The sequence below is a fragment of the Halomonas sp. MMSF_3323 genome, assembly GCF_030733595.1.
GTDB lineage: Bacteria > Pseudomonadota > Gammaproteobacteria > Pseudomonadales > Halomonadaceae > Halomonas > Halomonas litopenaei.
This window is the reverse complement of the sequence record NZ_JASHIT010000009.1, coordinates 115,672-135,098: the sequence shown is the minus strand read 5'-3', so window position 1 is coordinate 135,098 and position 19,427 is coordinate 115,672. Positions and strand designations below refer to the sequence as shown.

At 64.3% G+C, this 19,427-nt stretch carries 16 protein-coding genes; 8 read left to right on the top strand and 8 right to left on the bottom strand.

The genetic code is table 11. From position 1 onward, the window contains the following. Positions 1–190: 190 nt before the first annotated feature. The 4 genes from RBB39_RS06520 to RBB39_RS06505 all read right to left on the bottom strand — a co-directional run bounded on the left by RBB39_RS06520 (position 191) and on the right by RBB39_RS06505 (position 8,126). Positions 191–5,032 (bottom strand): NAD-glutamate dehydrogenase, encoded by a 4,842-nt coding sequence (locus RBB39_RS06520; RefSeq protein WP_045994897.1) that lies wholly within the window; start codon positions 5,030–5,032, stop codon positions 191–193. Positions 5,033–5,245: 213 nt separating this feature from the next. Then, entirely contained in the window at positions 5,246–6,352 is a 1,107-nt protein-coding gene (gene trmA / locus RBB39_RS06515) for a tRNA (uridine(54)-C5)-methyltransferase TrmA (RefSeq protein WP_306168930.1), read from the bottom strand. A 93-nt stretch (positions 6,353–6,445) separates the two neighbouring features. Beyond that, on the bottom strand, positions 6,446–7,258 hold the full coding sequence (murI, locus tag RBB39_RS06510; RefSeq protein WP_045994899.1) for a glutamate racemase: 813 nt from the start codon (positions 7,256–7,258) through the stop codon (positions 6,446–6,448). Between the two features lie 325 nt (positions 7,259–7,583). Continuing rightward, positions 7,584–8,126, bottom strand: coding sequence for a hemerythrin domain-containing protein (locus RBB39_RS06505; RefSeq protein ID WP_045994910.1), 543 nt, complete (start codon positions 8,124–8,126; stop codon positions 7,584–7,586). Between the two features lie 226 nt (positions 8,127–8,352). On the opposite strand from RBB39_RS06505, the gene RBB39_RS06500 reads away from it, so the two are divergent. Together RBB39_RS06500 and RBB39_RS06495 are read left to right on the top strand one after the other, a co-directional pair. Next, positions 8,353–9,687, top strand: coding sequence for a replication-associated recombination protein A (locus RBB39_RS06500; protein WP_124802444.1), 1,335 nt, complete (start codon positions 8,353–8,355; stop codon positions 9,685–9,687). A gap of 175 nt (positions 9,688–9,862) precedes the next feature. Then, positions 9,863–10,015 (top strand): hypothetical protein, encoded by a 153-nt coding sequence (locus RBB39_RS06495; protein WP_156088597.1) that lies wholly within the window; start codon positions 9,863–9,865, stop codon positions 10,013–10,015. A gap of 101 nt (positions 10,016–10,116) precedes the next feature. On the opposite strand, the gene RBB39_RS06490 is transcribed toward RBB39_RS06495, so the two are convergent. Next, positions 10,117–11,607, bottom strand: a complete 1,491-nt coding sequence (locus RBB39_RS06490; RefSeq protein ID WP_083970655.1) for an MFS transporter — start codon at positions 11,605–11,607, stop codon at positions 10,117–10,119. 198 nt (positions 11,608–11,805) lie between these two features. Continuing rightward, on the bottom strand, positions 11,806–12,444 hold the full coding sequence (locus RBB39_RS06485; protein ID WP_045994902.1) for a class I SAM-dependent methyltransferase: 639 nt from the start codon (positions 12,442–12,444) through the stop codon (positions 11,806–11,808). Positions 12,445–12,485: 41 nt separating this feature from the next. On the opposite strand from RBB39_RS06485, the gene RBB39_RS06480 reads away from it, so the two are divergent. From RBB39_RS06480 to RBB39_RS06465, 4 genes are all read left to right on the top strand, one after another. Further along, positions 12,486–12,872 carry a VOC family protein gene (locus RBB39_RS06480; RefSeq protein WP_045994903.1) on the top strand — a complete coding sequence of 129 codons (387 nt, stop codon included), beginning with the start codon at positions 12,486–12,488 and terminating at the stop codon, positions 12,870–12,872. A gap of 98 nt (positions 12,873–12,970) precedes the next feature. After that, positions 12,971–13,363: a DUF4870 domain-containing protein gene (locus RBB39_RS06475; RefSeq protein ID WP_045994904.1), complete on the top strand. Its 393-nt coding sequence runs from the start codon at positions 12,971–12,973 to the stop codon at positions 13,361–13,363. A gap of 1 nt (position 13,364) precedes the next feature. Continuing rightward, positions 13,365–14,306 carry a lysophospholipid acyltransferase family protein gene (locus tag RBB39_RS06470; protein ID WP_045994905.1) on the top strand — a complete coding sequence of 314 codons (942 nt, stop codon included), beginning with the start codon at positions 13,365–13,367 and terminating at the stop codon, positions 14,304–14,306. After that, positions 14,303–14,659 carry a hypothetical protein gene (locus RBB39_RS06465; RefSeq protein ID WP_231498501.1) on the top strand — a complete coding sequence of 119 codons (357 nt, stop codon included), beginning with the start codon at positions 14,303–14,305 and terminating at the stop codon, positions 14,657–14,659. Before RBB39_RS06470 ends, RBB39_RS06465 begins: the two co-directional genes overlap by 4 nt. Positions 14,660–14,856: 197 nt before the next feature. Here the strand turns inward: RBB39_RS06465 and RBB39_RS06460 are convergent, their stop codons facing one another. Both RBB39_RS06460 and RBB39_RS06455 read right to left on the bottom strand, forming a co-directional pair. After that, positions 14,857–15,198 carry a type II toxin-antitoxin system ChpB family toxin gene (locus RBB39_RS06460; RefSeq protein WP_083970281.1) on the bottom strand — a complete coding sequence of 114 codons (342 nt, stop codon included), beginning with the start codon at positions 15,196–15,198 and terminating at the stop codon, positions 14,857–14,859. Further along, on the bottom strand, positions 15,195–15,449 hold the full coding sequence (locus tag RBB39_RS06455) for an AbrB/MazE/SpoVT family DNA-binding domain-containing protein (protein WP_045991958.1): 255 nt from the start codon (positions 15,447–15,449) through the stop codon (positions 15,195–15,197). Before RBB39_RS06455 ends, RBB39_RS06460 begins: the two co-directional genes overlap by 4 nt. Positions 15,450–15,812: 363 nt before the next feature. Here RBB39_RS06455 and RBB39_RS06450 point away from each other — a divergent pair, with 363 nt between their 5' ends. Together RBB39_RS06450 and mdoH are read left to right on the top strand one after the other, a co-directional pair. Further along, the gene (locus RBB39_RS06450; protein ID WP_239452519.1) at positions 15,813–17,399 is read left to right on the top strand and encodes a glucan biosynthesis protein; all 1,587 of its coding nucleotides are present in this window, start codon (positions 15,813–15,815) and stop codon (positions 17,397–17,399) included. Then, positions 17,399–19,300: a glucans biosynthesis glucosyltransferase MdoH gene (gene mdoH, locus RBB39_RS06445; RefSeq protein WP_045991957.1), complete on the top strand. Its 1,902-nt coding sequence runs from the start codon at positions 17,399–17,401 to the stop codon at positions 19,298–19,300. The genes RBB39_RS06450 and mdoH overlap by 1 nt, the downstream gene beginning before the upstream one ends. The last annotated feature ends 127 nt before the right edge of the window (positions 19,301–19,427 follow it).

Below are 19,427 nucleotides of genomic sequence, written 5' to 3'. Positions count from 1 at the left end.
CCGACAAGGCCTACGAAGGCCAGACGCAAGAAGGGCGCCCCCAGGGGCGCCCTTCTTGCATTGTGTGAACCGCCACCTGGTGTGAACCGCCACCTTGTGTGAACCAACGTCACGGATTCACTCGATCGGTGTCGGCTACGACGAGGACGCCCGTGGGCGTCCTCTAGTGGTCGACTCACTGACCCGGGGTCTAGACCTCGCTGTTGCTCTCGGCCAGATCCACCAGCTCACGCACCGCCACGGCAAACAGCGGGAAGCCGCCCTGGGCGCCACTGTCGACCTCGTTGATCAGGCGGCACCAGCGCTTGTGCATGGACTCGTGGTGCTTGAGCCACTGATCGACACGTCCGGCGGTATCGCGGGCGCCGCTCTCCATCTTCATCACGCTGGCGGTCAACGCCATCTGCTGACGCTCGATGTCGTCGCGGAAGGTCTCCCGCGCCTGGGCCTGCCAGCTATCCTTCACCGGCAAGGCGGTAACCTGCTGGATCATCCACGGCAGCTCCAGACGGGCGCCGATCTCGTAGCAGACCTCGGCCACCTTCTGCGGCTTCTCGTTGACCTGGCGGGCGGTCTGGATGATGCCCAGCGCCGCGTACAGGCTATCGGCCGCGGCCACGGTGGAGGCCAGCGCCTCGGGCACCCCGGCGTCGACGAGTTCGTCACGGCGGGCCTGCCAGGCCTCGAGTTCCTCGCCACGCAGACGCTTGCCGATATTCTCCTGCAGCTGGGCAATACGCGGCTGGTAGTACTCGATGCAGTCACCGGCAGCCTGGCCCGAACGATGGCGCAGGAACCAGCGTGAAGCGCGGCGAATCATGCGCATCAGGTCGAGCATCATTCCGTACTGGATATCGGTCGAGACCTGATTGTCGAGCGCTTCGATCTGCTCCCACAGCTTGGGCAGCTGGAAGCTGTCACGGGCGATGACGTAGGCCCGCGCGATGTCCGCACGCCCCATGCCGGTGGAGTCGATCAGCCGGCGGGTGAACACGATGCCCATGTGGTCGACCAGATCGTTGGCCAGCTGGGTCGCCACGATTTCGCGCTTCAGGCGGTGGCTCAGGACCTGGTCGCGGTAGCGCTCCACCAGGCTCTGGGGGAAGGCCCGGGTGGCGTGCTGGGCGATGATCTCGTCGTCGGGCACGTCGGAGGCGATCAGGTCGCCCTTGAGCGTGCTCTTGGCGTAGGAGATCAGTACCGACAGCTCCGGCAACACCATGCCCTGGTCATTGGCGGAACGCTCCTGGAGCTCCTCGTCGGAGGGCAGGAACTCGAGTTCGCGATCGATCTGACCGGCCGCTTCCAGTTCGCTGATAAAGCGGCGATAGGGCCCGATCCCCTGGTGGGACAGCCGCTCGGACAGATCCAGCGCCAGGGTCTGACGATAGTTGTCGGTCAGCACCAGCTCGCTGACTTCCTCGGTCATGTCCGCCAGCAGCTGATTGCGCTGCTTGTCGGTCATGTCACCGTTGGCCACCACCTCATCGATCAGGATCTTGATGTTGACCTCATGGTCGGAGCAGTTGACCCCGCCAGCGTTGTCGATGAAGTCGGTGTTGACGCGCACACCACGCGCCGCCGCCTCCATGCGCCCGCGCTGGGTCAGGCCAAGGTTGCCGCCCTCTCCTACCACTCGGCAGTTCAGTTCCTTGCCGTCGATGCGCAGCACGTCGTTGGCCTTGTCGCCGACCTCGGCGTCGGTCTCGGTGCTGGCCTTGACGTAGGTGCCGATGCCGCCGTTCCAGATCAGGTCGACCTTCGAGCGCAGCATCGCCTGGATCAGCTCATTGGGCGGCAGCTTGTCTTCGCTGATGCCGAAGACCTCCTTCATCTGCGGCGTGATCTTGATCGACTTGGCCGCACGGGAGAAGACACCGCCGCCTTCGGAGATCAACGAAGTGTCATAGTCTTCCCAGCTGGAGCGCGGCATCTCGAACAGGCGCTTACGCTCCTTGAAGGTACTGGCCGCATCCGGCGTCGGGTCGACGAAGATGTGCATATGGTTGAAGGCACCGACCAGGCGAATGGTCTCGGACAGCAGCATGCCGTTGCCGAAGACGTCACCGGCCATGTCACCGATACCGACCACGCTGAACTCGTCGGACTGGGTATTGATGCCGAGGCCACGGAAGTGACGCTTGACCGACTCCCAGGCGCCCTTGGCGGTGATGCCCATCTTCTTGTGGTCGTAGCCGTTGGCGCCGCCGGAAGCAAAGGCGTCACCCAGCCAGTGGCCATACTCGATGGAAATCTCGTTGGCGATGTCGGAGAAGGTGGCGGTGCCCTTGTCGGCCGCCACCACCAGGTAGGGGTCCGCCTCGTCGTGGCGTACCACGTTCTTCGGCTCGACGACCTCGCCACCGACCAGATTGTCGGTCACGTCCAGCAGCGCGCGGATGAAGGTCTGGTAGCAGGCGATGCCTTCCTTCTGGGTGGTCTCGCGATCGGCACCTTCCGGCATGCGCTTGCACACGAAGCCGCCCTTGGCCCCCACCGGCACGATCACCGAGTTCTTGACCTGCTGCGCCTTGACCAGCCCGAGCACCTCGGTACGGAAGTCCTCGTGGCGATCCGACCAGCGCAGGCCGCCACGGGCGACCTTGCCACCACGCAGGTGAACACCCTCGACCCGCGGCGAGCAGACGAAGATCTCGAACATCGGGCGCGGCTTGGGCATGCCGGTGACCTTGGACGGTTCCAGCTTGAACGACAGGTAGTCCTTGAAGCCGCCATCTTCGGTCTTCTGATAGTAGTTGGTGCGCAGGGTCGCCTGGATCAGCTCCACGTAACGACGCAGCAGCCGGTCGTCGTTGAGGCTGGCGACGTCGTCGAGCAGGCCATTGATGCGCTCTACGCAGGCCTCGATCTCACCCTCGGCGGGACGATCCTCGGGATCGAAGCGCAGCTCGAACAGGGTCACCAGCTCGCGGGTGATCTGCGGGTGGGCCACCAGTGCATTGGCGATGAAGTTCTGGGAGATGCCGAAGCGGATCTGCTTCAGATAACGCGCGTAGGAGCGCAGCATCGCCACTTCACGCCAGTCGAGGTTGGCGCCGATGATCAGACGGTTGAAGCGGTCATTGTCCGCCTCGCCGGCCCAGATGCGCTGGAAGGCCTCGATGAACGGCTTGCGCATCTCCTGCAGGTTGACCTCGGTGTCAGTGTGATGCTCCAGATCGAAGTCGTGGATCCAGTAGCTCTCGTCCACCGCCTCGACCTCGTAGGGGCGCTCACCGATGACCCTGAGCCCCAGGTTTTCCATCATCGGCAGCACGTCGGACAGCGGAATCGGCTTGCGCTTGTGGAACAGCTTGAGGTTGACGCCGCTGCCCTCTTCCTCGATCAGTCGGTACAGCGACAGCGCCAGCGGCTTGCCGTTGTCCAGCTCGCCGATGTGCTGCAGGTCGTAGACCGCGGTGCGGGCGCTGAAGTCTTCCTGGTAGCTGGCCTGGAAGGCGTCGCGGAAGCGATCCAGTAGCTGGTTGGCGTGTTCCTCGCCGAAGCCTTCGATGGCGGCATTGAGCAGATCGTCACGCCAGTTGCGGGCGAGCCGCGCCAGCTTCTCTTCCAGCGCCTTGATGTCGTAGTCGGTCGGCGTGTCGCCGTTGAAGCGTAGGATGAACTGGATCCGCGCCAGCACCGATTCGGACAGGTAGGTGTTGAAGTCGCCGAAGGTGGCGTCGAGTTCCTCGCACAGCAGGTTCTGCAGACGCAGACGAAGCTCGGTCGAGAACACATCGCGCGGTACGAACACCAGGCACGAATAGAAGCGACCGAAACGATCCTCGCGGATGAACAGCCGCACCCGACGGCGTTCACGGATATCGAGGATACCCAGCGCCGTCTGGGCCAGTTCGTCGGTGTCGATCTGGAACAGGTCGTCGCGGGGATAGACCTCGAGGATCTGGGTCAGCTGCTTACCGTTGTGGCCCTTGGGGTTGAAGCCGGCGATATCCATCACCGTCTTGAGCTTGCGCCTCAGGATCGGAATATGACGCGGCGAGTCGTTGTAGACCCCAGCGGTGAACAGCCCCAGGAAGCGACGCTCGCCGATGACGTTGCCCTTGTCGTCATAGCGATCGATGGTCACGTAATCCGGATAGGTGGGACGGTGGACGCGGGCGTGGAAGGCGCTCTTGGCGAATGACAGAAGCTGCGGCACCAGCACGTAGCGATCGCCCTCGACCCCCTGGTCGGTGCGGATACGCTGGCGATACTGGGCATCGGACAGACGGAACAGACCGAGCTCGCTGCCATCGACCTGATTGAGGCTCTGGCCACCGTTGTCCTTGTCGACGGTGAACTCGTCATAACCGAGGAAGGTGAAGTTGTCTTCCAGCATCCATTCGAGGAAGGCCACCGCCTCGTCGTGATCGGCCTTGTCGATCGGGCCCGGGCAGCAATTCTTGAGCTCGTCGATGGTCTCGCGGATGCGCGCGCGCATCGGATCGAAGTCCGCCACCGCCGTGCGCACTTCCTTCAGCACCTCGTGGATGCTCTGCTCGATGGCCGACAGCTCCTCGGGGTCGGAGTGACGATCCACCTCGATGGCGATCAGCGACTCACGATGCTCGGGGGCGTCCTTTTCACCCGGAGACGACACACGCTCGACCCGGTGCTGCTTGTCACGAGCGACCGACAGGACCGAATTGTGGATGGCGTGGACGGTCATGCCACGACGGTTGAGCTCGATGCGCACCGAGTCGACCAGAAACGGCATGTCTTCGTGCAGCACCGCGACAAAGGTGTGGGTCGACTGCCAGCCGTGCTCCTCGAAGTCAGGGTTCATGACCTTGACCTTGGGTGAGGCCGGATCGAACTGCTGCAGGAAGTGCCACACCGACAGGGTGGCGCCGTACAGATCATCCAGGCGCCGCTCACTCAGATCCTCCAGCGGCACCGTGGAGTAGAAATGGCGAGCGAAGTCACCCACCAGACCGGCCTTTTCCTGATCGAGGCGTCCTTCCAGCTTTTCCTCGAGTTGCTTGAGCAGATCCTCGCGACTGTCATCCTGTGCGACGTGTAACATCCTCACCTCGGTTGGCGGCGGCCACTTCACTGTGGCCTGTGTAAAGGTAGTGACGAGCGTGCTGCGCGGCGCTACGCATCCGGCGCTCCCGGCGCATTCGGCAAGCTTACGCCAATCCCCACCCCACCCCCATCCAGATGCCCGCCTTCTCATGGAGCATGACGGTTACGCATCCCCCCTTGACAGCACGCTTGCGTTAGGCTCGTTGGCGCCTCAGGAGCGCCGTTCCAGCAAGACCCCGCACTCACAGTGATGGGTGAAGGGGAACTGGTCAAACAGAGCGAAACGAACGATGCGGTGCGTCCTGGTGAGCTGTTCGAGATTGACGGCCAGGGTGTCCGGATTGCATGAAATATAGACGATACGCGGGTATTCACTCAGTTGATCACAGCTGTCGGCGTCCAGACCGGCCCGCGGTGGGTCCACCAGCACTGTGGAGAAGTCATAGTCACCCAGGCACATCTCGTCCACTCGCCGGCCTGTTTTCTCCCCTTTGAGCGCAGAAGAGAAGTCTTCGGCAGACATCCGCGCGACAAAGGCATTGGTCACCGCGTTGGCCTCGAGATTGACCCTGGCGCTTGCCACCGAGGTGCGCGAGATCTCGGTGGCCAGAACCCGGCGAAAATTCTCTGCCAGGGCGATGGTGAAGTTGCCGTTGCCGCAGTAGAGCTCGACCAGGTCCTGCTGCTGGCTGCCCGTGGTCACCTCCCGTGCCCAGGACAGCATGGAGGCGCAGATGCGCGCATTGGGCTGGGTAAAGCTGTTTTCCACCTGCTGGTAGTGCAGTACCTGTCCGTCCACCTCGAGACGTTCCCACACGTGGTCGCGGGTCAGCACCAGCCGCTGCTTGCGTGAGCGGCCGATGATCATCACCCCAAGCTCGCGCTCGAGTTCCCGGGCATCCCGCTCCCAGTCTTCTTCCAGCGGGCGGTGGTAGATCAGGCTGATCAACGTCTCACCCGCCAGGGTGGTCAGAAACTCCACCTGAAACAGCTTGCGCCGCATCACCGGGTTGTTACGGATGGCGTCGAGCAGCGCCGGCATCAGGGCATTGATGCGCTCGCTGGCCACCGCGAACTGGTCCATGCGTACCAGTCGCTTGTCGTCGGGGTCCTCGGGATTGACCTCGAACATCACATAGTAGAGATCGTCGCCCTCATGCCAGACGCGAAACTCGCAGCGTTGCCGGTAGTGACTCGGCGGTGACGGATACACCTCGAGCTCGGGCGGAGAAAACCGCGCAAACTGCTCGACCAGGCGATCACGCTTGGCGGCGAGCTGTTCGGCATAGCGTTCGGGTTCAACGACGGGTATGGCCACGGAAACTCCTGGAAAAACGATGAACAATAAACAAATGACGTGGGCGATGGCGGCGTGGTCAGCGCCGCTGCCGGACGGTGTACAAGAGGTGGGTCAAGCGCTGGGCACGTCCAGCAGGCAAGGGGCCGCAAAGCCGAAGGACGCAAGCCCTCGCGTCAGCCTTTCCGAGGCGTCCGTCGCACCTGACGAATCCCGCAATAGACTCGTGACCCAGGCCGCATCGAGGCCCTGTCGGGCGTCCGGGCCCACCGCCACCTGGGCCGTCCGTCGGGCAATGGCGTCGCCGGAGTCTACCCAGGTGACGGCCCGCGGCATGGCCTCGTCGAGCCAGCGACGCAGCAAGGGAAAGTGGGTACAGCCCAGCACCACCGTATCGATACGGGCATCCTCCACAAGCGCTGCCAGCGCCTGGCGAACCACCGCAGGATCGATAGCGTGCCCCTGGATGGCGCGCTCCGCCTCGGCCACCAGCGCGTCGGCGGCCACCTTCTCGACCTGGCAGTGCGGCGCATAGCTGTCGATCAGCCGCTGGGTGTAGGGCCGGGCGACCGTTGCGCTGGTGGCCAGCAGTGCCAGATGCCCACTGCGACTGGCCTGGGCGGCCGGCTTGATCGCCGGCACCGTGCCCACCACCGGCACGTCCAGGCGCTCGCGCAAGGCCTCCAGTGCCAGGGTGCTGGCGGTATTGCAGGCCACCACCAGGGTATCGGCACCGGTACGATTCACCGCCGCCTCGCACACCGCGACGATCCGCTCGACCAACCAAGGGTCCGGCCGCGTACCGTAGGGCAGCATGGCGTTGTCGCAGCAGTAGGCAAGCGCCGTATCGGGCAGATGGCGTCTGAGCGCCGCCACCACGGAAAGCCCGCCCACGCCGGAGTCGAACACCAGCACAGGTCCGGCCATCAAGCCTCCTCCCTGACGGGCAAAGCCCATGCCCACCGCCACTGCCGGACGGCGGGGAAATATCCCCCACGATCGGATCGGGCCGCCATCGAGGCCGACCGGAGACGGGGAAGGAGGAGGGGCAAGAGGCTGAGCAAGGGAAACGGCACCTGAATCAACATGGGCGCCATTCTACCCGACATTGGCGGACCTGCATAAGCGCAGCAAGGGCGCCCACGGATACGCCAGCGCGCCGAGGTGAGCGCAGACGTCATGCGGCCCGAACCGGAGTTCGGGCCGACGACGTGATGCTCGAGAAGCAAGGAACGAACGAGGGAAAAACCGATCAGGCGGGTACCGGCTCCTCGCGTAGCTCGGCATAGAGTTCAGGGTAGGCCGCCTGGAGTCGCTCAAGTTCGGCGGTGGCGTTCTCCGGCAGGGCGTGGGCTAGGCGATCGAGATCTTCGTCCGAGAAGTGCTCGCTGATCAGCGGGAAGAGTTCCTCACGCTCTTGGCGAAGGTAAGCACGGTGGCTGTCCAGGTACTGCTTGAGGTCATCGGCAAACTGGTCCATGGGGATGGCGACATCCATCAGGATCATGTCGATGTCACGGGACAGGCGCGTCAGCCGGGCCTTGAGCTTGCGGTAGTCGCCGGACAGCTGCTCGGCCACTGCCTCGCTTTCGGGGGCCAGCTCCTTGAGACGGTCGGTACAGATCTGCTCCAGGGGCAGGGTGAAACCCGCCATGTAGTCGAGAATATAGTCAACCACCTCCCTGACGAGCTGGAAGTTGGGCCGCTCTCCCTGCGCGAGGGTCTTTTGCTTGAGTTGCAGGACGTGCAGTATGCGCGCCATGTTGGCATGATCCCGTCGCAGTTGCTTTAGCATGGGCATGACGGAAACCTCCTGTGGTCAGCATGAGCTGAAGGCACCCTAGCTTAGACTGGCCTTCTCGGGTCAGGTTCCGGATCGTGCGGGAACCGGAATGTATCACCCTAGACGCATAATCGAGTTTTTGCCCGACGAAAATTGCCACATTCAGAAGGGTTGATTTCCTACACACCGCCTGAGCGTTGACGTCTGGCGCTCAATTCATTCTTCTCAGGAGTCGGCGATGGACATGTTCGAACAGGCCCACCAGGAAGACGCCGCGCCCCTGGCCTGGCGCATGCGCCCGAGGTCCCTGGACGACTACGTGGGCCAGCCGTCGCTGGTGGGGCCAGGCAAGCCATTGCGGCGCATGGTAGAAGCCGGCCAGGTACGCTCGATGATCCTGTGGGGGCCACCCGGCGTCGGCAAGACCACCCTGGCCGATATCCTCGCCAGCGCCTCCAGCGCACGGCTGGAGCGCTTGTCGGCGGTCATGGCCGGGGTCAAGGACATTCGCGAGGTGGTGGAGCGCGCCCGGGTGGCCCAGGGCCAGGGGCAGACCACGGTATTGTTTCTCGACGAGATCCACCGCCTCAACAAGAGTCAGCAGGACGCCCTGCTGCCCCACGTCGAGTCGGGGCTCTTGACGCTGATCGGCGCCACCACCGAGAACCCCTCGTTCGAGGTCAATTCGGCGCTGTTGTCCCGGGCCCGTGTCCATGTGCTCAAGGCGCTGGACGAGGCCGCGCTGATCGAGGTCATGCGCCGCGCCCTGGCCGACCCCGAGCGCGGCCTTGGTCACCGCGACATCCGCGTCGAAGACGAGGTGCTGGCGATACTGGCGCGCGCCTCGGCCGGCGACGCCCGGCGCGCCCTGGGCCTTCTGGAGACCGCCTGCGACTTCACCCAGGCGGAAGGCGGTGCAGAGCGTCTGCCCCGCGAGGCGCTCGAGGACGTCATCGGCCACACTGCCAGCGCCTTCGACAAGCAAGGCGATCACTACTACGACCTGCTGTCGGCACTGCACAAGTCGGTACGCTCATCGCGCCCCGACGCCGCCCTTCTGTACATGGCCCGCTTTATCCAGGGCGGTGGCGATCCGCTGGACGTCATCCGTCGCCTGGCGGCCATCGCCTCGGAGGACGTCGGCAACGCCGACCCGCGTTGCCTGCCACTGGTCATGTCGGCCTGGGATGCCTACCTGCGTCTGGGCGACTACGAAGGCCAGCGCGCCATCGCCCACGCCGCCATCCACCTGACGGTAGCGCCCAAGAGCAACGCCATCGACCAGGCCTGGAAGAAGGCCCAGGCCTTTGTCGCGGCCCAGCCGAGCCTGGAGGTGCCGACCTACCTGCGCAACGCACCGACCAAGCTGATGGCTTCCCTGGGCCACGGCGACGGCTACCGCTACGCCCACGCCGAGCCCAACGGCTACCCGGCGGGGTCGGCCCACGACTGCTGGCCCGAGGCAGTGCCGACCGAGCGCTTCTACCGCCCCACGGATCATGGCCAGGAAGAGCGTTTCGCTCGCATCATGGCCTGGCGGGCGCAGCTCGATGAGGCCGCAGATAGCGGATGAGATAGAAGCGGAGGTGGCAGCTCAGATACCACTTGAGAAAAACCATCTGTCTTCGACGTGGGAAGGAAATAGGCCGCTGCAGCACAACCAGGCATCGTAAGGAGCGAGCCAGGACCGCGACTACTGTGGGACTCAAGTGCCCATGGTGGGCACCCGATGCTCCGGAGGGACTGTCATGTCGGCCACCCAGCTACAGCAAGCTCGTCAGATCCTGGTACAGAACGCCCGTCATCCCAACCATCACGACGTGCTGCTGGCCTACGCCCGCCAGCAGGCGACACCCGCGGTACGTCGTGCGCTGTTCAAGCTGCTGTTCGGACCGAACTGAGGCCCACTGTCTGCCACATGTTGACCGCTCAGGCCGGCGCCTCTTGCCAGCTCTGAGCCGCCCACGGCGACCCAAAGGGACAAGTTCGCCGGCCACGTTGATCAGCCCTTGGGTGCGTCGCCCGGCTCAGCCGCCGACGGCGACTCCTGCTCCCAGCCGGGTTCGACGGGCCTTGGCTCGATAGCGGCGGCGTCTTCATCAGACTCGTGATGGTTCACCTCGAGCACGCCATCGTGGTAGCCGTCTTCATCGAAATAAGGCACGTACTGACCTTCCTCGGCTGGCGGCCCCACCATGGGCTCGGCCACGTCCACGTCCGGCACCACGTCGGACAGGTCTTCCATATGCTCGTGCTCCTTGGCGCCCGCCACCCACTCGTCGGTGACCACGAATTCCGCACCCACCGACGACAAGGGCGTCGCCGGGGAGAACGGCACCACCGGCACCGGCGCCGGACGCACCAGGCGACGCCAGGCGAAGAACAGCACCAGGGCGCCACCGAGGGCGCCGAAGGCCATGAACAGGGCGGTATCGCCAAGCGCCGCCATCACCGGGCTGACCAGAGGCGGACTGACCGAGGAGCCAAGCGCGCTGATCAGCAAAAGCCCCTGACTCATGGGCACCAGGGCGCCGGCGGGGGCACGGTCCGCCGAGTGGCTGACCGATACCGGATACAACGAGAAGACGCCACCGCCCAGCAGGAACAGCAGCGCGGCCAGCCCCCAGCTCGGCAACGGCAGCAGCAGCACCGCCAGCGAGATGGCCAGGCAGAACAGACCGATCAGGATCAGCACCAGCTGGCGGTCGTGACGATCCGACCAGCGGCCCACCGGATACTGCAGCAGCATGGCGCCGAGTACCGTTATCGCCATCAGTTGGCCGACCTCGGCCAGATCAAAGCCGGTACGCTGCAGATACAGCGGCATCAGGGCGTACACTGCGGCCGCCAGCATGCCGGAACCGAAGGCCCCCACCACCCCGGTGGGGGTGAGGATCATCAGGCGCAGCGGCGACAGCGGCTCGACCTTGTCGAGCAGTGGCGTGACCCGCGGAATCATCGCCATCGGCAGCACCGACAGCGAGGCCAGGGCACCGATGACCATGAAGGGGGCGGTTTCGCCCATATTCTGGGTGATGCCCAAAAGCAGCTGACCGAGCACACCTGAGCCGTACAGGGCGATCATGTACAGCGCCAGCAGACGCCCGCGCACCTTGGAGTCTCCGGAGGCCAGCAGCCAGCTCTCGATCACCAGGAAGACCCCGACCGTGGCCCAGCCACCGATCAGACGCAGCCCGAACCAGGCCACCGGATCCAGGATCAGCCCCTGCAGCAGCACCGTCACCGCCACCAGCGAGGCGAAGCTGCCGTAGGCACGAATATGGCCGATAGCGAGCAGCAGCCGGTCGTTGAACAGGGCACCCAGGCCAAGACCGATGAAGTAGGCGCCGGAGACCCAGCCGATGACCACCGGCGATTCACCGGCGGCGTCCAGGCGCAGGGTGATAAGCGAAGACAGAAAACCGTTGCCGATGCCCAGAATGAATAGCCCCAGAACGGGGGGCAGGGCCATGGCCAGAAGTTGGGGAGACATGAGGAGTCGGGCTCCAGCGATGCGGACGACGCGGACGGCGGCGGCGGGTGGGTGTTGATGTTTCGAGTCCGTCCGTCGCGGTGCGTATCGACGACTCTTGGGCGGCGAATATACCCCCCTTTTCGCGCCTGTCAATGTCTTTCGAAGGGCGTCACCCATGCATCTGTAACGCATTGTTGGTCAAGCATAAATCCGGCCTCAGTGACTCGTGTCACGGCGCATCAGAACCACATCGGCCGCGGGGAAGTCGACACTCATGCCAAGTGCCTCGGCCAACCAGCGAAAGCTCGTCTCGCTGAAGAACACCACATGGGTGGGATCACGAATATAGTGCCAGCGGGCAAAGTCCTCCGGCGTGCGCTTGGTCATCAGCCCCAGCCAGCCACCGGGTCGCAGTTGTCGGGCCAGCGCAAACAGCACCGGGCCGGGCGCGAACAGGTGCTCGACCACCTCGGTGGCGGTGATGAAGTCGTAATACCGCTTCAGGTTCTCCGGCGCGGGATGGTAGTAGGGATCATGGATCCGAGTGGCAAACCCCGCCTCCTCGAACATCAGCGACAGCGTCGGACCGGGCCCCGCACCGAAATCGAGCCCCTCGGCACCCGGCGACAGACGATCGCTCAGGGGATCAAACAGACGACCCAGAAAACGACGATAGCCGGGATCATCCGGGCGGTTGTCGTGCTGATCGTAGACCGCCTTCTCGGCCTGCGGTCCCAGGCGCTGCTCGGGAGGCACCGCCACCAGGTCACATACCGAGCAGCGAAAATAGTCGCGGCGCCCGTCCGCATGAAAGTGGTGCGTCGTCGGGTTTGCGCATAGCGGACAGCTTGGCATCGTCGTATTCTCTGGGACTTGGATCATTTGTGGAGAGAGGCATGCTGTCAGGTCTAGATCACCTGGTCATCACCGTGACCGATATTTCCCGCGCCGTGGACTTCTACACCCGCGTTCTGGGCCTGGACGTCCGCTATCGCGATACCGAGCGGGTCGACCTGATGCTCGGCGAGCTGGCCCTGCGCCTGCACTGGACCGCCACCGACGTGACCCCCAGGGCCGCCACCCCTACCCCAGGCAGCCTCGACGTCTGTTTCAAGAGCCATCTGCCGCTGGCTGAGGTGAAGGCTCACCTCGATGCCCTGTCGGTCGAGGTGGAACTGGGCCCCGTGGAACGTCAGGGTGCCACCGGCAAGATCGAGTCGCTGTATCTTCGCGACCCGGACGGCAACCTGCTGGAGATCAGCCGTCCGCTCAAACTGGAGTAACGTCGGTCGTCCCTGCGGGCCGCTTCGCCTGTCATGGCAATGCGGCACAGGCTGGGTATGATAACGGGGCCGTATGACATGCACCCAAGGGACCATGGATGAGCCAACACGACCTTACGCCTCAACGACCCACTGTCGAGCCTCCCTCACCTGGCGACACGCCCCCCGCCGACACCACCATGTCGCTGGTGGGCTACGCGCTGCTGCTGGCCAACCTGGTCACCGGCTTCACCGCGGTGATCGGGGTGATCATCGCCTACGTCTACCGTGGCAAGGGCCCCGAGTGGCTCGACGAGCACTATCGCTACCAGATCCGTACCTTCTGGATAGGCCTGCTCTACGGCATCGTGGCCTCGATCCTGACCTTGATCGTGATCGGCCTGCCGCTGCTGCTGGCCCTGGCGGTGTGGTTGATCGTGCGCTGCGTCAAAGGCTTCAAGGCACTGCAGGAAAAGCGCGCTCCGGACAATGTGGAAAGTTGGTTGATCTGATATGAACGTCCCCTGGCAACAGCGACTCCAGGCTACCGCGATATCACGCCTGTGGCGGATACTGTCGCGTCTGTCACCGACGACCCTGTGGCGACTCAGCGTCGCCCTGGTCAATGTGGCCTACCCCCTGCTCAAGCGCGAACGCGCGGTGACCAGGCTCAACCTGGAAGTGGTCTATCCCGACCTTACCGAGGCCCGTCGCGCCACCCTGGGGCGCGAAAGCCTCAAGCATTCCACCGCCACCATGCTGGAACTCGGCTTTGCCTGGCAGGGCGACCCCGACCGAGTGGCCGACAGCATCGTCGAGGTACATGGCCGCGAACTGCTGGATGATGCCCGCGCCGAGGGCAAGGGCGTGATCATCCTGGCGCCTCACTTCGGCAACTGGGAGGTGCTGAACTTCTGGCTGTCGAGCCACTTCCCCTTCACCGCCATGTACGAGCCGCCCAAGCTGGCACCGCTGGACCCGATCATCCGCGCCGGGCGCGAGCGCTGCGGCGCCAGCCTGGTGCCGACCAACCCCCGAGGCGTGGCGGCGCTGCTCAAGGCGCTCAAGCGATCCGAGGCCGTCGGCATCCTGCCCGATCAGGAACCCAGCTGGGGCAGCGGCGTTTTCGCGCCCTTCTTCGAGCGCCCCGCCTACACTGCCACCCTGTTGCCCAAGCTGGTGTCGCGCACCAATGCAAGGGTCGTGACCGGCGTCGCTCTGCGCCGTCCCGGGCGGGGCTTCGCGCTGTACTTCCTGGCCGCCGACGAGCGCGTCTACGATGAAGACGAGACCATCTCCTGCAGCGGGGTCAATGCCAGCATCGAGGCGGTGATCGCACTCGACCCGGCCCAGTACCAGTGGGAATACAAGCGCTACACCAAGACCCTGGAAGAACAACGTGGCGATCCCGACTTCCGCCGTTACCGCCTCTACAGCTCGAGGAACATGAAGTGACGACAGCGTCAGTGTCACCGCCGCCGGAGACCCGCGTCGGCCACGTCCTCTATCTGCTCTACCTGGCAGGGCTGGTGAGCGGATTCGTGACACTGTTGATCGCGCTGGTCGTCGCCTACGTCTATCGCACCGACGCCGCCCCCTGGCTGCGTGCCCACTACCAGTTTCTGATCAGCACCTTCTGGATCGGCCTGCTCTACATGGTCGCCGCGGTGGTACTGTCGGTGCTGATCATCGGCCTGGCACTGCCCCCACTGCTGGTCACCGCCTGGTTCGTGATCCGCTGCATCGTCGGCTGGCGTGCCCTGCACCAGCGCCTGCCGCCGCCCAGACCATCCAGCTGGCTGTGGTAGGCGCGGCAATGCCAGCACTAGGGCTTGTCTGAAAAGTGCCTGCGCTCGGTAATACGGCGTTAAAAATCGGCTGGTGCGCCAGCCCGGTCAAAATGCTCATTTACACCCCGTAAACTGCGCTTTCTCACCGATTTTTGCCTTGTCTAACCTTCGCTCGTCGACTTTTCGGACAGCGCCTAAGAATTTGCGACCACGGCCTATTCAAATAACGTACGAACACGCGCTAAAGCATCATCGACGACGTGATCCGGGGCAGACTCGACTCTGCGCGCTCCGCTCGCTTCAAGATCGACAGTCCTGATCTGATTGACCAGCACTACCCCCTGCGTACGGGTCCCGCTCAGAGGTACCGCAAAGCCTGCGTGGCGCGCGAAGTTGCCACCTTGGGTGATGGGTGCCACGACCACCGTACCAAAATGATTGAAAGCTATTGGCGTCAACACTAGCGCAGGGCGAAAGTCACCTCGCTGCTCGCGTCCTTCGGTCGGATTGAGGGGAACTCGCACAATATCGCCACGGCTATATTTGTCACGCTTCATTCTTCACGCCCTACCGGGGCCATTTCCTGCCAGGATGCCAGGTCTTCAGGCTCGGGAGCCTCGGGATCACAGCGTGCCAGCAATTCCTCCAGGGAATACTTTGGCTTTGACGCCACAGGCTTCAACACCAACCTGTGGGAAGTTTCCTCGACTTCCAGCAAATCCCCATCGCTGAGGCCCAGCTGTCGAAGCAATTCAACTGGCAACCTGATGGCGGCACTATTGCCCCACTTCTGAATCTTGAGTTCCATATCACTCCCCTCCTGTACGTATCTACACAGTAGATACGCGCTGCCTCGACCGCAAGCTCGTGCACCAACTTCGCCTGTTACCGCTCAGTAACCTGCCCACCCCAACGCCGTCGCCAATCGGCGACACGGAACCCGAATTAGCACAAACCCTCAAATGCACTCGAATGACATCTATTGCAACTTTTGTCTCGGCCAATAGGCTAGATTAAAGGCTGGCTCGATTTGGCATAGAAAGTGGCATAGAAAGTGGCATAGAAAGTCGCATAGAACATGCCATCGATGTGAACGGCAGAAGGATCCCCTACACCCCCAGCGGGCGAACCCGAGCCACCGGGCGTTCGTCCGCTCGCAAGGAGAGCGCACTTGGACACGGCAATATCTCGAGCACGACACACCCTTGCGCCGCGGCGACCTGGCTCGCGCAACCTGGCGCTCGCCTTCGTCGGCGTCATCACCAGCGCCGCATTGACGACGCCGGCCATGGCCGTCGAGACCGGCGCGCTGTTCGAACAGGTCACGAACCGGGCCAAGGAACTGGCCGCGTCCCCCTATGAAGAGGCCTCGGCCGAGCTGCCCGAGGCCCTCACCGAGATGGACTACGATCGCTACCGACAGATTCGCTACCGCGATGAGCGGGCACTGTGGAAGGATGATGGCGATTTCGAGGTAGAGCTCTTCCACCCAGGCTTTCTGTATGACCAGCCGGTGGATATCCACCTGCTGGAGGATGGCGAGGTACGCTCGCTGCCCTTCGAGCCTGAGCGCTTTCGCTACGACGACGATGCCGCCGACCTCGCCGAGCTCGACCTGAGTGGGCTCGGCTATGCCGGCTTTCGCCTCCACTACCCGCTCAACCGCGCCGACTACAAGGATGAGTTCGCGGTATTTCTCGGCGCGTCCTACTTCCGTCTGGTCGGCCGCGACCAGGGCTACGGCCTATCGGCCCGTGGCCTGGCCATCGACACCGCCCTGCCCCAAGGCGAGGAGTTTCCCGCCTTTCGTGAATACTGGCTGGTCAAGCCGCAGCCCGGCGATACCCACATGACGGTGCTGGCGCTGCTGGACAGCCCGTCTCTGGCCGGCGCCTACCGCTTCGACATCGCCCCGGGCAAGCGCACCCAGGTCGACACCGAGGCACGCCTGTTTGCCAGGGAAGACGTCGAGAAGCTCGGCGTCGCACCGCTGACCAGCATGTTCCTGCATGGCGAAATGGATCGCCGCCAGGAAGACGACTACCGCATCCGGGTACATGACTCCAGCGGCCTGCTGATGGCCACCAGCACCGGCGAGTGGACCTGGCGCGTGCTGGAAAACCCCGAAAGCCTCCAGATCTCCGGGCTGCAGGACACCTCGCCCAAGGGCTATGGCCTGGTCCAGCGGCCCCAGCACTTCAACGCCTACCTGGACATGGAGGCCCGCTACGAGCGTCGCCCCAGTCAGTGGGTCGAACCCCAGGGCGAGTGGGGTGAAGGCCACGTCGAGCTGGTGGAGATCCCCACCGACAGCGAGGCCCACGACAACATCACCGCCTACTGGGTGCCCGCCAACCCGCTGATGGCCGGCGACTCCCGCACCTACCGCTATCGTACCTGGACCTTCGGCGACACCCCCACGGCCGAACCGCTGGCTCGTGTGGTGCGTTCGCGCCAGGGCTGGGGCGGTGTGCCGGGACAGAGCGATCCCCCCGACGAGCGCCTGCGCCAGTTCATCATCGACTTCCGCGGCGGTGAGCTCGAGGGACTCGATGCCAGCCAACCGGTCGAGATGACCCTGACCACCTCCAGCGGCGAGACCGCCGAGGCCAAGGTCACACCGCTGCCCGACAACGACACCTGGCGCGCCAGCTTCACGCTGCTGCCCGACGGCGACCAGCCCGCTGATATCCGCCTGACCCTCATGCTTCGTGGCGAGCGCCTGAGCGAAACCTGGAACAGCATCTGGAGCCCCTGATGAACGCCCATACTCCCGAGGTACCCTGGCCACGCCTGCGACGTCTTGGCGTCGGCCTGGCCATTGCCGCCACCACGGCGCTGGGGGTCTGGACCATGTTCAGGATCCTCTACGTGGAGGGCATCAGTCCGCTCGAGATGGCGATCATCGGCCTGTTCGCGATCACCTTCGGCTGGATCACCATGGCCTTCTGGAGCGCGCTGATCGGCTTCGTGCTCAACCTGACCGGGCGTGACCCGCTGAGCCTGAAGCCGCGCCATTCCTATCCCATGCGGCCCGAAGGCTCCCACTCCCGCACCGCCCTGGTGATGCCGATCCACAACGAGGACGTGCTGCGAGTCGCCGCCGGACTCGAGGCCACCTGCAAGGATCTGGATGACCTGCCGCAAGGCATCGAGGTGGAAGCCTTCGTGCTCAGCGACAGCACCGACGACGAGGTGGTGGCCGAGGAAAAGGCCGCCATGGCCGAGCTGCAGAAGCGCCTGGAAGGCCACTGCCAACTGCACTACCGCCACCGTGACAGTAACGTCGGGCGCAAGGCAGGCAATCTGGGCGACTTCTGCACCCGTTGGGGCAGCCACTACGACTACATGCTGGTGATCGACGCCGACAGCCTGATGAGCGGCACCACCGTCATCGAGCTGATCGACGAGATGATGGCCAACCCGCGCCTTGGCCTGTTGCAGACGGTGCCGATTCCGGTGCGCCAGGACAGCCTGTTCGGCCGCGCCAACCAGTTCGCTGCTGCACTCTACTCGCCGATGCTGGCCAGCGGTCTGAGCTTCTGGCACGCCACCGCGGCCAACTACTTCGGCCACAACGCCATCATTCGCGTGGACGCCTTCACCGATGCCTGTGGCCTGCCGGAGCTGCCCGGCAAGCCACCGCTGGGTGGCGATATCCTGAGCCACGACTTCGTCGAGGCGGCGCTGCTGCGCCGTGCCGGCTGGCAGGTGCGCATGCGCACCGACCTGGGCGGCAGCTTCGAAGAGATGCCGAGTCATATCCTCGACTACGCCAAGCGCGACCGGCGCTGGGTTCAGGGCAATCTGCAGCATATGCGCCTGCTCGGCGGGCGCGGACTGCACGTGCTCAGCCGTCTGCACTTCTTCTTCGGTGCCCTCGCCTACCTGTCGTCGCTGGTGTGGCTGGCGATCCTGGTGATCAGCACCATCGACGCCCTGATCCGGGCGCTGGTGCCGACCAACTTCTTCACCTCGAGTTCGCAGCTGTTTCCCGACTGGCCGATCGCCCCACCCAACCTGATCATGCCGCTGCTGATCGGCACCCTGGGCATGCTGCTGATGCCCAAGGTGCTAGGGCTGGTGCTGGGGCTGATCCAGAACCCACAGGCCTATGGCGGACGGGCCCGGCTCGTCGCCAGCATGCTGCTGGAGACGCTGTTTGCCATGCTCATCGCGCCCTTGATGATGGTGTTCCACAGTCGTTTCGTGATTCAGGTACTGAGCGGCCGCACCGTGGCCTGGGATCCACAGTCCCGCGAGGGCCGCGCCCTGCCCTGGAAGGAAGCCTTTCGCCACACCTGGCTATGGTCACTGATCGGCGCCTTGTGGGCGCTGGTGACCTGGGCCTTCACCCCGAGCTTCTTCATCTGGCTGACGCCGGTGTGGCTCGGCCTGGTGATGGCCGCTCCGCTGGTCCGCTGGAGCTCCAGCCTGAGCATCGGCCGGGCCCTGAGGCGCGCCGGCCTGTTGCTGGTCCCGAGCGAGACCCGCCCCCCGGCGGTGGTAGGCGAGCTTCGCGTCGCCGAGGCACCACCGCCGCCGGCGACCCCGGCCGAGCCGCCACGGGAAGTCCCCCGCGAGATGCCGGTGCAGTCCTTTCGCGAGCACGGCACGGAATCGGCGCCGGAGGTCTCCGGCGAGAAGCCCGTCGACTGAGCCGGTGCCGTGGCACAGCGTTGTGTCCTCCCCCTCCTTTTGCATCATCCGGAGGGGGAATCCCAGCGGACTACTACACGTCAAGCATAGTAGCGTGATCCATGATTCATCTGTTTGCCGCTGTCTG